The sequence below is a fragment of the Ventrimonas sp. genome (genome assembly GCF_048380235.1).
Classification (GTDB): Bacteria; Bacillota; Clostridia; order Lachnospirales; family Lachnospiraceae; genus Brotaphodocola.
Genome location: NZ_DBFCCJ010000029.1, coordinates 1 through 12089 on the forward strand (window position 1 = coordinate 1; position 12089 = coordinate 12089).

General features: G+C 44.8%; 12 protein-coding genes, 1 tRNA gene and 1 pseudogene. 12 read left to right on the plus strand and 2 right to left on the minus strand.

The window, feature by feature from the left end; genetic code table 11:
* Positions 1–109: 109 nt before the first annotated feature.
* Positions 110–1327, plus strand: a complete 1218-nt coding sequence (locus ACMP1L_RS04900; protein WP_172594840.1) for an IS256 family transposase — start codon at positions 110–112, stop codon at positions 1325–1327.
* 131 nt (positions 1328–1458) lie between these two features.
* On the opposite strand, the gene ACMP1L_RS04905 is transcribed toward ACMP1L_RS04900, so the two are convergent.
* Both ACMP1L_RS04905 and ACMP1L_RS04910 read right to left on the minus strand, forming a co-directional pair.
* Complete coding sequence (locus ACMP1L_RS04905) at positions 1459–2283, minus strand: hypothetical protein (protein ID WP_418452189.1); 825 nt, start codon at positions 2281–2283, stop codon at positions 1459–1461.
* Positions 2284–2482: 199 nt separating this feature from the next.
* Complete coding sequence (locus tag ACMP1L_RS04910) at positions 2483–2689, minus strand: hypothetical protein (RefSeq protein WP_337433764.1); 207 nt, start codon at positions 2687–2689, stop codon at positions 2483–2485.
* Positions 2690–2861: 172 nt separating this feature from the next.
* On the opposite strand from ACMP1L_RS04910, the gene ACMP1L_RS04915 reads away from it, so the two are divergent.
* From ACMP1L_RS04915 to ACMP1L_RS04965, 11 genes and pseudogenes are all read left to right on the plus strand, one after another.
* Positions 2862–4034: a tyrosine-type recombinase/integrase gene (locus ACMP1L_RS04915; protein WP_418452191.1), complete on the plus strand. Its 1173-nt coding sequence runs from the start codon at positions 2862–2864 to the stop codon at positions 4032–4034.
* Positions 4035–4181: 147 nt separating this feature from the next.
* Positions 4182–4258 (plus strand) — tRNA-Arg (locus ACMP1L_RS04920).
* 826 nt (positions 4259–5084) lie between these two features.
* The gene (locus ACMP1L_RS04925; RefSeq protein WP_112116316.1) at positions 5085–5987 is read left to right on the plus strand and encodes a DUF6017 domain-containing protein; all 903 of its coding nucleotides are present in this window, start codon (positions 5085–5087) and stop codon (positions 5985–5987) included.
* 41 nt (positions 5988–6028) lie between these two features.
* Positions 6029–6856 carry a ParA family protein gene (locus tag ACMP1L_RS04930; RefSeq protein WP_112116314.1) on the plus strand — a complete coding sequence of 276 codons (828 nt, stop codon included), beginning with the start codon at positions 6029–6031 and terminating at the stop codon, positions 6854–6856.
* Entirely contained in the window at positions 6813–7748 is a 936-nt protein-coding gene (locus ACMP1L_RS04935) for a ParB/RepB/Spo0J family partition protein (RefSeq protein ID WP_418452192.1), read from the plus strand. Before ACMP1L_RS04930 ends, ACMP1L_RS04935 begins: the two co-directional genes overlap by 44 nt.
* A 10-nt stretch (positions 7749–7758) precedes the next feature.
* Positions 7759–8274 (plus strand): hypothetical protein, encoded by a 516-nt coding sequence (locus tag ACMP1L_RS04940; protein WP_112116311.1) that lies wholly within the window; start codon positions 7759–7761, stop codon positions 8272–8274.
* Between the two features lie 54 nt (positions 8275–8328).
* Positions 8329–8970: a DUF3846 domain-containing protein gene (locus tag ACMP1L_RS04945; protein ID WP_112116308.1), complete on the plus strand. Its 642-nt coding sequence runs from the start codon at positions 8329–8331 to the stop codon at positions 8968–8970.
* 9 nt (positions 8971–8979) lie between these two features.
* A complete protein-coding gene (locus tag ACMP1L_RS04950) occupies positions 8980–9291 on the plus strand; it encodes a DUF5720 family protein (protein WP_112116307.1) in 312 nt (103 codons plus the stop codon).
* A gap of 34 nt (positions 9292–9325) precedes the next feature.
* On the plus strand, positions 9326–9811 hold the full coding sequence (locus ACMP1L_RS04955; protein ID WP_112116305.1) for a PcfB family protein: 486 nt from the start codon (positions 9326–9328) through the stop codon (positions 9809–9811).
* Positions 9811–11562 (plus strand): VirD4-like conjugal transfer protein, CD1115 family, encoded by a 1752-nt coding sequence (locus ACMP1L_RS04960; RefSeq protein ID WP_118751854.1) that lies wholly within the window; start codon positions 9811–9813, stop codon positions 11560–11562. Before ACMP1L_RS04955 ends, ACMP1L_RS04960 begins: the two co-directional genes overlap by 1 nt.
* Before the next feature lie 52 nt (positions 11563–11614).
* Positions 11615–12088 (plus strand): annotated as a pseudogene (locus ACMP1L_RS04965) (VirB4-like conjugal transfer ATPase, CD1110 family); the annotation flags it as partial.
* Position 12089: the final 1 nt, after the last annotated feature.

A 12089-nucleotide genomic window follows, 5' to 3' on the forward strand; every position in this document is an offset into this window, starting at 1 on the left:
GGGAGCATCCCAAAGTTTGTGTAAACCTCCAAACTGATGTAAGATAAAATTACTCAGTTTGGAGGTTATTTTTATGGCAAGAAGAAAAGACAGCCCACAAAAAGCAGCAATGAGAGAAATGATGCGTGACTATCTGAAAAATAATGATATCAGCATCAAAGATGGTACCGATGTAAATAGCATCATGCGTGACATGATGTCTGTCCTTTTGGAAGGTGCTTTGGATGAAGAACTGGATGAGGAATTAGGATATTCCAAGTATGACTACCGAAACAAAGAAACAGACAACAGTAGAAATGGACATTCCAGCAAAACCATGCACACCAGTTATGGAGATATGGATGTGGCGATTCCAAGGGATCGTAACGGTGATTATGAACCACAGCTGATTAAAAAATATCAAAATACCGTAACTCAGGACATGGAAGAAAAAATACTTTCCATGTATGCCAAGGGAATGACAACTGGAGACATTGAATCCCACATGCGTGAATTATATGATATTGATATTTCTGACAGTACAATCAGCAGGATCACAGATAAAATCCTGCCGATTGTAAAAGAATGGCAGGAACGCCCTCTGGAAGAAGTGTATGCTGTAGTATTTATGGATGCAATCCATTATCATGTCCGCAGTGAAGGACGTATTGTAAAACGTGCGGTTTACATTGCTCTTGGTATCGACATGAATGGAAAAAAAGATGTCCTTGGAATGTATGTTGGGGAAAACGAAAGTGCAAAGTTCTGGCTTTCTATCATGAATGGATTAAAAAACAGAGGCGTTGAGGATATCCTGATTGCATGCGTTGATGGTTTAAATGGATTTCCACAGGCAATCGAGGCGGTTTATCCAAAAACAGAGATTCAGCAGTGTATCATTCACCAGATCCGCAATTCAACGAAGTTTGTCTCCTACAAAGATATCAAAAAACTGATGGCTGATCTGAAGCTTGTATATGCGGCTCCAACGGAAGAAACCGCTTTAAATGAGTTAGAATTGTTCAAAGATAAATGGGATTCCAAGTACCCAAAAATCTATAAATCCTGGCATGATAATTGGGCAACCCTGTCCACTTATTTCAAATATCCGGAGGCAGTAAGACGGCTGATTTATACCACAAATGCCATTGAAGGATTCAACCGTCAGCTTCGGAAAGTGACCAAAAGCAAGACAGTTTTTCCGTCAGATGATAGCCTTTTAAAAATGCTGTATCTGGCAACTATGGATATCACGAAAAAATGGACCGGACACAGGCAGGACTGGGGGCAGATCCATTCCCAGCTAGAAATCTATTTTGAAGAACGTCTAATCGGACGTAACCTGTAAAAACAGCTTGTTTTAGGCAGGTTTTATTGACATGCCCAAAAACTCCTGTATAATGCAGATATGGGCAGAACCTGAAAAATCGGCTCTGCCCATTTGTAACTATTTACAAATCTTATATCAGTTTTTAACGTTTACACAAAACTTGAAACGGTCTCCAGAATAACATCTGGTTGTGCCAACGGCACGATCTGGGCGTGATTATTACTTTCTTCGTAATTTTCAACGAGCCTATATTTGATTTTTCCACCTACAACTCGATATAGTTCAATGTGTGTGAACTTAGGAAATGCATCACAGTGACCATAACCTGCAAAAAAGAGTCCCATGTAATTATTAGTTTCGTTTGTTAAGGATAAATTAAAATAGTTGCATATATAATCCCAAAAACATTCTTTTTGAGTTGGAAAGTTATTTAATTCTGGAACAATCATTCCAATGAGCATATTGAAATAATCGTTGTATGTAGTTTTGATGTAAGCACTAACATCATAGTTATCGATTTTAAGAGAACCACGCATTACAGTTTCCAATTGGTTTAAGATTTCTGAAATTTTGTTTTCTGCATCTACCTCCGTAGCGACTGTTTTGATTTTATTTCCCCAATCAACAACAAGGTCCTTGATTAATCCGTTACAGTGATTGGCTTCAGCCAAATCAAATTTATAGTAGGAACTATTCTGGTTAATAAACGCTTCAAATAGAGGTAGAATTTCAAAAAAATCACTGATATGTTCACGAGAATCCAAGTATGTACGAAATTCTTTTAATACTTGGTCGATAGAAACATTATAAATTGTGGTTGCTCCGTATGTGATTGCGCCATAAACATATTTCCTGGATAGCGAAAAAACTTTGTTCATGGAGTTATAGAACATTTTATTTCCGGTATATGTACCAGCACTATCTGCAGCTAAAGCAATGCCGTTTCTGTTTATAATACAAACACCTACACTCATAATGCCCCCCCTAAATGTTTATTAAGAATACGCTTACTATCAGCAAGCATTGACATTGATAAAAATTGCCATAATAAATCAAAAACAAGCTTTATTAAATTAAAGTATACATCTTCATTAGAACATTATCAACCAGCATTCGACACATATCGGAACAATAAAAACGGCGATTTGAAATAAATCCAAACCGCCGTTTAGCTTATTTACGGATCACGGAATCCTGAAATGCTACTGTGTAACATTTGGTGCCTATACCCCTGATGAGAGATTGCATCTTTTCTTCAAAAGCATCGGAAAACTTGTGCTGGCATTCCTTTGGAGGTGGCAAGCTGTCATTGAGTGCCGTAGCCAGTTCGGCTGCTGCTTGTTGCAATAATTCTTCAGTAAGAACTTCGGTGGGAATCATAACAAGCCTCCTTTATGTACACATGATTTGGTTTTTGAACATCCGGATCTCTGTTCCGGTTTAACTATAATAACGATTCAAATGCCGCATTTTGGACACCTGCTGTCAAAAATAATTTCAAAACTGGGGATGCTATTCTTAAGCCGCCAAAACGAAAAAGGAGGTATAAGATATGGCATCAATCGTTCAACGGAACAAAAGTTTTAGCGTGGTCTACACCATATATGACGGAGAAAAGAAACGGCAGAAGTGGGAGACCTATCATTCCTATGAAGCGACTCTCAAGCGAAAGGAACAGCTGGACTTGATTCAGCTGCACGAAAAAGAGCGGGCGCAGTACCGTGAAGGAACATTGGCGCAGTTCCTGGAGGAATATGTAGAGCTGTATGGGAGAGTACACTGGGCATGTTCCACCTATACCAGCAACGATGGGCTTATTCGAAACTATATCATTCCGTTCATGGGAAGTATGCGACTGACGGAGTTCACACCCAAGGTGATTGCTGCGTTGTATGGAAAGCTACGGTCTGATCCTAAGATTTCACCTTCTGTGATGACCAACATTCATAAGCTGTTACACAGTGCATTTGAACAGGCAGTTCTATGGGAGTATGTTCCACGGAATCCATTTCGAAAAGCAAATGTTCCGAAATTCTTCCCCAGTGAAATCCCTATGCTAACCGTCGATGAAATAAAAACGCTGATCCAGAACTGTGAAAATCAAATGCTGTCTGTTGCAATCCATCTGGCATTTGCCAGTTCTCTGCGGAAGGGTGAAATTCTGGCACTGACCTGGGATGATATAGATTTCCAGAAAGGGTCTGTATCGGTCAGCAAAACATTAAAACGTGTCCGCAGGGATGCGGTGGATGTGCTGAACGGAAAGGATATTCTCTATCAATTCCCAGCGGTATTTGATGAGGGACGGACGGTCACGGTGCTGAAACGCCCAAAAACTAAATCCAGCATCCGAACGGTATATCTGCCTGAGTATGTTCTGTATGTTTTGCGAGAGTGGAAGCAAACGCTGAAGCTGGTCAAGCGGAATCAACCGGATCTGATTCTGAGATATTCCAATGGCAGACCGCTCTCGGAAGAAATCTTGCCACGATTGTTGGAGAAACAATTACTGCAGTTGGGGCTTCCGGTGGTATCATTTCACAGCCTGCGGCACAGCAGTATCAGCTACAAGCTGGTGCTGACTGGCGGAAATATTAAAGCAGTCCAGGGTGACTCCGGTCACGCTCAGGCGGAGATGATCACGGAGCGTTATGGTCATATTATTGATTCCTGCCGTAAGCAGTGCGCCCAGGATTTTGAAGAAGAATTCTATAAAGGGATGTAAAAAGGGCCGTCTGACGCAAATCAGGCGGCTTTTTGCAATAGGATGGAGCGTCTCCCTCCTAAGGTTACGTTACAACGCTCACCTTGGAAAAACCTTAGTTGGGAGCTGAGTCCGATAATTACGGAGGCTGACAAAAAAATTAAATACGTCCCAATAGCTCAGTTGGATAGAGCACACGCCTCCTAAGCGTGGGGTCGGAGGTTCAAGTCCTCTTTGGGACGCCAGCTAACAACGCCGAAAGCCTTTGTTTTCAAGGGTTTTCGGCTTTTTTTAACAAATTCCAGTGTGATTGCTGAGACGAAATAATGTTTTCAAATTTTACTTCAAATTCTGATTTTTGACAAGCCCTAAAAAATCGAACTGCTGTGATAAGACAAAAATTTCTGCTAATCATTAGCAGAAAAAGGGCCGTTTTTGCTAATGAAAATGCGCTTCCAGCTAATTAGGCGAAAAAACGTGCTAAAAACCTTGCTAATTCAAAAGGCGGATGTTCCGAGTGCTAAGCCGTTATAAGAAATAAAATTGAATACTACCATGTACATAGAGCGTCTATTTGCCCCTGTATCGGGGATGGATAGACGCTCTTTTTTTATGCCCAAAATTCATGGGTAAATCTGAAAGATTGGAGGTTTGATTTTTGAGTAAAATCGTCTATTCCCCAGACAAGCCAAACGACTGCCGCTACTGTCATTTTTGGAAAAACAATAAAACGGGCTGCTGTCTGGGCGAAGAAAATTGTTACTACTTAATCTCCGTATCCCCAAAGCCGAAGTCGGAATGTGAAGGTTGTCCTTATGGGCGGGATCATCCCTGCATCGGCTGGTGTACCAGGAAGATTATGAAGGAAGTGGGGGTGCGTTGATATGTATGAGTATGAACGCAATCGCCGTGACAAGCCGAAATGTTGCAAAGACTGCGAGTATTATCAACCCCGATGGAAGTACCGCTTCTGCTATTTTGTCAGATGTCCGTATAAACTGAAGGATACGACTTTCCGCAGAACCCCTCTGAAAAAAGAGTATTTCCCGCAGAAAGAGGTGGTGAGGATGAGTGACGTATGATTATTTCTATGGGCAGCAAGCGGAGATGTTCGCATTCTACCGTGTTCCGAAGGTGCTATTCACCGAGGATTGCTTCTGGAATGTATCAACCGATGCCAAGCTGCTTTACGGTATTCTGCTTGACCGCATGAACCTCTCAGCCCGGAACGGTTGGCTGGACGAGGAAGGCCGTGTCTATATCATCTTCACGATTGAAGAAATCAAAGGTGCGTTAGGCTGTGCTGAAAAGAAAGCGGTGAAGCTGCTGGATGAGCTGGAAAAGAAATGCGGTCTGATAGAACGCAAGCGACAGGGACTTGGGAAACCGAACCTGATCTATGTAAAGAACTTCATTTCCGGTTCTGTGGAAAGACAATTCTTGAATTGTCAAAAGGACAATTCTGGAGTTGTCAAAAACACAATTCAAGAACTGTCAAAAGCACAAGGTAATAATACTGATACTAATTATATTGATTTTAGTGATACTGATCCTTTCTTTCCTTCCGGTTTTTGTGGAAAGGAAGTCGATGAGACTGACGAATTTACCCGATATTATCAGTATTTTTATGAACAGCTTTCTATGGACTATCTGAAACAGGATTATCCGTATGACCATGAGATACTCGATCTAATTCTGCATTTGATTATTGAAGTCATGTGCAGTAATCGGAAGCAAATACGAATTGCCAGTGATGATAAGCCCATTGAAATTGTCAAAAGCAGTTTTATGAAGCTGGATTCTGAACACATCAGATTTGTAATGAGTTCTTTCAAAGAGAACACAACCGATGTTCGCAATATCAAGCAGTATTTACTTGCTTCGATATACAATGCCCCCTACACCATAAGCGCCCACTATGACGCAAAGGTCAGGCATGATATGGCTTCGGGGAAACTTGGAGGGAGGTGGTAATCAATGCAGTATACACAGAATAGAAAGCGAGGTAAAGATATTTGTCGAAAAAAGCAACCGTCATTGCCGTAGTCAACCAGAAAGGCGGCACGGGCAAGACCACAACCACGGAAAATTTGGGTGTGGGACTGGCGATGGAGGGCAAAAAGGTTCTGCTGGTAGACACAGACCCGCAGGCTTCTTTAACAGTCAGTCTGGGAAATCCGTACCCGGATACCTTATCTCCCACCCTTTCCGACATGATGGGAAAGATTATGATGGAAAAGCCGATTGCCCCCGGCGAAGGCATTCTTCATCACCCGGAAGGTGTGGACTTGATGCCCGCCAATATTGAACTGTCAGGCTTAGAGGTTTCCCTGGTCAATGCCATGAGCCGGGAGACCATTCTCCGTCAGTACCTGGATACGGTCAAGCAGAATTATGACTACATTCTTCTGGACTGTATGCCCTCTTTGGGTATGCTGACAGTCAATGCTTTGGCAGCTGCCGACAATGTGCTGATCCCTGTTCAGGCGGCATATCTTCCGGCAAAGGGCTTGGAACAGCTGCTGGAAACCATCAACAAGGTCAGACGACAAATCAACCCAAAATTGAAAATCGAGGGTATTCTTCTGACGATGGTGGACAGCAGAACCAATTATTCCAAGGACATCAGCAATCTGATCCGGGAAAGTTATGGAGGAAAGCTGAAAGTCTACAAGACAGACATTCCCCGTTCTGTTCGTGCAGAGGAAATCAGTGCCGAAGGAGCCAGTATCTTTAAGCACGATCCCAAAGGAAAAGTCGCTGATGCCTACCGGGTTCTGACAAAGGAGGTGTTAAAAAATGCAGAAAAAAGGCGCAAACATCAGCTTGAAGGGGTACGATGATATTTTCTCTACCGACCAGTCACGAGCCGAAGCCCAGCAGGAGCGGGTGCAGGAAATTCCGCTTTCTGAATTGCACCCCTTTGAGGGACATCCCTTCCGGGTGGTAGACGATGAAGATATGATGAAAACGGTTGAAAGCGTCCGTGACTTCGGTGTTCTCACCCCGGCGATTGTCCGTCCCGACCCGGATGGCGGTTATGAGATCATCTCCGGTCACAGGCGGCACCGTGCATCAGAGCTTGCCGGGAAAGAAACCATGCCCGTTATCGTCCGTGATATGGATGATGATGCCGCCATTATTTTGATGGTCGATGCGAATTTGCAGAGAGAAACCATTCTGCCGAGTGAAAGAGCCTATGCTTATAAAATGAAGCTGGATGCAATGCGACATCAGGCAGGCAGACCGTCCGAAAAAAATTATTCCCAAGTTGGGAATAATTTTGGAAAGACCTCAAGCGAGGAAATGGCGGAGGAACTTGGCACAAGTAAAAACCAGATTTTTCGTTATATCCGTCTGACCGAACTTATTCCTGAAATTCTGGATATGGTGGATAACGGTCAGATAAAATTTAATCCAGCCGTGGAGCTTTCCTATCTCGCAAGAGAAGAACAGCAGGATTTTCTTTCCGCAATGGACTATGCCCAAGCAGCTCCTTCTCTTTCACAGGCACAGAGAATCAAAAAACTCGCACAGGAGGGCGAGTGTACGCTGGACGCTATGTGCGAGATTATGAATGAGGTCAAAAAGGGCGAGCTGGACAGGGTGACATTCAAAACAGACTCCCTGCGGAAATACTTCCCGAAGTCCTATACCAGCAAGCAGATGGAGGATAAAATCATTCAGCTGCTGGAGCAATGGCAGAAGAAACGAGAGAAATCTATGGAAAGGTAAGGTGAATCCGATGTTTAACGAAAGAGAAATGAGTAAAGCAATCGACTGGCTGTTTGAGCTGTTTTCTCCCGAAGATTATGAGGGGTATGATGAAGATGAGATCGGCTATGCCGGTGGTTTGTGTCTGCCGGAGGTTTGCACCGCATTGAGAGGTGCGGCACAGACGGTATATCAGTATTCCGTAGCCGGTGGCTATGAGAAATGCTTCAATTACCGTGGCATGGAACTGTTTGACCAGCGTGCCTGTCTCATTATTTCCGATGTGGAACAGGCGGTTTTGGATGAAATCAAAACCACCTATGAAACCGAACTGTGGCTTATGGAGGATATGAACTTTGCCATTGTCCGCTGTGTGTCAATGCTGATCGGGTCTGATGATACCGGTTATGTGACGGAGTACCGGGCTTTCAAAAAGATTTTGAAAAATGCGGAGGATTTGTTCTTTTCCCCGGAGGAACTGATCGAGGAACTGGAATCTATGTGTGTCCCCCAGTGGGAACATGAAGCGACTATTTATGAACTGTAACAGGTTCATGGATAGCCGCTTTTCTTATATCTGAGGAAATGGAGGTAATGAAGTTTGAAGGAATACGATGTAAAAATCACGGAGACGCTGGAAAAGACGGTAACGGTGGAAGCTAAGTCCCGTGCTGATGCAGAAGAACAGGTCAGAACAGCCTACTACAATTCCGAGTACATTCTGGACTCCGAGAACTTTACCGGCGTTGAGTTTGGCACTACGGAGGAACGTGAGATTCAGCAGGAACAGGCAGAAACCATGACGGTGCTTCTGGTAAAGCCCTATATGTATCCCCAGCAGGTTCAGATCGGCTGCGATTTGGAGGATTTGCAGAAAGCTGTCGGTGGCGACATTGAAGCTGTTTATCCTTTTAATGAGCCTGTCGCATTGGTGATGCACGATGAGGGAAAAATCATGGGGAAAGACCTGAATCGTGCGTTGCGGGACGGAGACGGCGAGATCTACGACATCATCGCCGGTGACTTTCTGGTTGTCGGTTTGGGCGAGGAGGATTTTTCCTCCCTTTCCCCGGAGCTGATGAAGCAGTTTGAAGAACATTTCCATCAGCCTGAAACCTTCGTCCGCATGGGGCGCAGTATCATGGCTTTGCCGTTGCCCGATGATATGGTCAAAAAAGAAGATGCGCCTATCAAGGCTGACTCTGCCCCACGCAAGAGCAGCCCTGATCGAGATGCGCTGTAAGGAGGCATCATGGAAAGAAGCTCAACGATTGCAGAGCTGATGGAACGCCGCAGGATACAGGCAGGAGCCAAGGAGTATCAGGGACATACCTATATGGACCTGGCAAGATTCGATGAAGCCACAAAGCATATGATTATCTTTGATGTGCTGACCAATGAATCCCCTGTTGGCTGGAAAGGCGAGAGAAACCGTCTGTATCTGAGCGAAGCCGGGTATCAGAAAGCTCTGGACAACCAGAAAGCCGGTAACATCAAGATTATCAGTCATGCCAATGTTGCCAGAGGAAATCTGTATTACGACCGCAGAGATATGGCACGATGATATTCACTCTACTGCTTGCAGGAGGTGATGATTCATGCAGGAAGAAGTTGAAAACAGGACGATAAATCTGGCAATCAGCACGACAAGGCTGACTGCTCGAAGTATCATTGCCGGTATTCGCAAATATTTGCAGCACCGGGAAAAGGTCAAGGCGAGAAAAGGAACCAGAGATACGGCGGTTCACGGAAAACAGTCCGTGAAACAGCTGCTGGGACAGAATCAGGGTGCCACCAATGTGGAAATTGATAAGGATGGCATCCGGGATTTTGAAAGGCTCGCCAGGAAATACGGTGTGGACTTTGCCGTAAGAAAAGACAAGTCTGTTGATCCTCCCCGTTATCTTGTCTTTGTCCGTTCCAAGGACGCAGATGCCCTGGATGCTATCTGTAAGGAACATCAGGCAAGGTCATTGACGAAGGATAAGAAACCGAGCGTTCTGGCACAGCTGAAGAAGTTCAAAGAGATGGTAGCAGCTATCCCCAGGAAGGTTCGGGAAAAGAAACAGGAGCGTGATTTGTGATGAACAGAATCAATTTGAAAAAGCTCCTGATTCTGAACATCCCGTATATTCTGGTGGGATTGTTTGCAACGAATCTTGGAGAAGCATGGCGGTTGGCTGAGGGTGCAGATTCTTCTGCAAAAATCCTCAGCTTTTTTTATGTCCTTCCGGTTGCTCTGGGCAATCCACTTCCCAGCTTTTACCCGCTGGATTTGCTGGTGGGAATTGCCTGTGGCGCAGGGCTTCGGCTTGCGGTTTATCTGAAAAGCAAAAACGCCAAGAAGTACCGGCACAATGTGGAGTATGGTTCTGCCCGTTGGGGTACAGCCAAAGACATTGAGCCGTTCACCGCTCCGAAGTTTGAGGACAACATCATCCTGACGAAAACGGAACGGCTGATGATGTCCAACCGACCGAAGAATCCTGCCAATGCCAGAAACAAAAATGTTTTGATTATCGGAGGTTCAGGTTCAGGAAAAACAAGGTTCTGGCTGAAACCGAATCTTCTCCAGATGCACTCCAGCTATGTGGTTACAGACCCGAAAGGCAGCATTGTCATCGAGTGCGGCAATGCTTTGTTGAAGCATGGCTATAACATCAAGATTTTCAACACCATCAACTTTAGAAAGTCGATGCACTACAATCCATTCGCCTATATCCATTCAGAAAAAGACATCCTGAAGCTGGTGACGACATTGATTGCCAATACCAAAGGCGACGGGAAAGCCGGTGACGAGTTCTGGACGAAAGCAGAAACCCTTCTGTATTGCGCTCTGATTGGCTATATCCACTATGAAGCACCGGTAGAGGAACAGAACTTCTCCACTCTGATTGAGTTCTTAAACGCAATGGAGGTGCGTGAGGACGATGAGGAGTTCCAGAATCCGGTTGACCTGATGTTTGAAGCTCTGGAAAAGAAAAAGCCAAATCATTTTGCGGTTCGTCAGTACAAGAAGTACAAGCTGGCTGCCGGTAAAACGGCAAAGAGTATTCTGATTTCCTGCGGTGCGAGACTTGCTCCCTTCGATATTCAGGAAGTCCGGGACATTACAGCCTATGACGAATTGCAGTTAGATACCCTCGGAGACAAGAAAACAGCACTGTTCCTGATTATGTCGGATACGGATGCGACTTTTAATTTCCTGATCTCCATGATTTATACCCAGCTGTTCAATCTGCTTTGTGAGAAAGCAGATGATGTGTACGGCGGCAGACTTCCGGTTCATGTGCGCTGTCTGATTGACGAAGCGGCAAATATCGGTCAGATTCCCAATCTGGAAAAGCTGGTTGCGACCATCCGGAGTCGTGAAATATCTGCCTGTCTCGTCCTTCAGGCACAGTCTCAGCTGAAAGCCATTTATAAGGACAATTCAGACACCATCATTGGCAACATGGATTCCCGTATTTTCCTCGGCGGTTCTGAGCCGACCACGCTGAAAGAGTTGAATCAGGCACTTGGAAAAGAGACCATCGACACCTACAACACTTCAAATACCAGAGGCAACAGCCCATCCTACGGCATGAATTATCAGAAGCTGGGGAAAGACCTTGCTACTGTGGATGAGCTGGCAGTTCTGGATGGTGGTAAGTGCATCTTGCAGCTGCGTGGTGTGAGACCGTTTCTGTCTGACAAGTACGATCTGACACAGCATCCGAACTATAAGTACACATCAGACTACGACAAAAAGAATGAGTTCAACATCGAACAGTTTCTGAGTCGTAGATTGAAATTAAAGGCAGGTGATGAATTTGTAGTAGTCGATGCCGATTAAAGGAGGGTCTTAATGGAAAAAACTCCCCAATTCAATATTGAGGAAACATTCTGTGAATATGCTGATTGTTCAGGATCAGGTTTGGGGGCGTGTGACAGCCAACCGAAGTGCCGGTAAATCCACCAGATACTACATTGACGAGTTCCATCTGCTTCTGAAGGAGGAGCAGACAGCAACCTATTCCGTAGAAATCTGGAAGCGATTCCGTAAATGGGGCGGCCTGCCCACCGGCATCACGCAGAATGTCAAAGACCTGCTTCGTTCCCCTGAGATTGCCAATATCCTCGAAAACTCTGACTTCATTTATATGCTGAATCAGGCAAGCGAGGACAGAGGGATTCTGGCGAAGCGTCTGAATATCTCTCCCCACCAGCTGTCCTATGTGACCAATTCCGGTGAGGGCGAAGGACTCCTGTTCTATGGCAATGTAATCCTGCCGTTTATTGACCGGTTCCCGACCGATACGGAACTCTACCGCATTATGACCACGAAGCTGAATGAGGTGGTGGCAACAAAGGAGGCGTAAG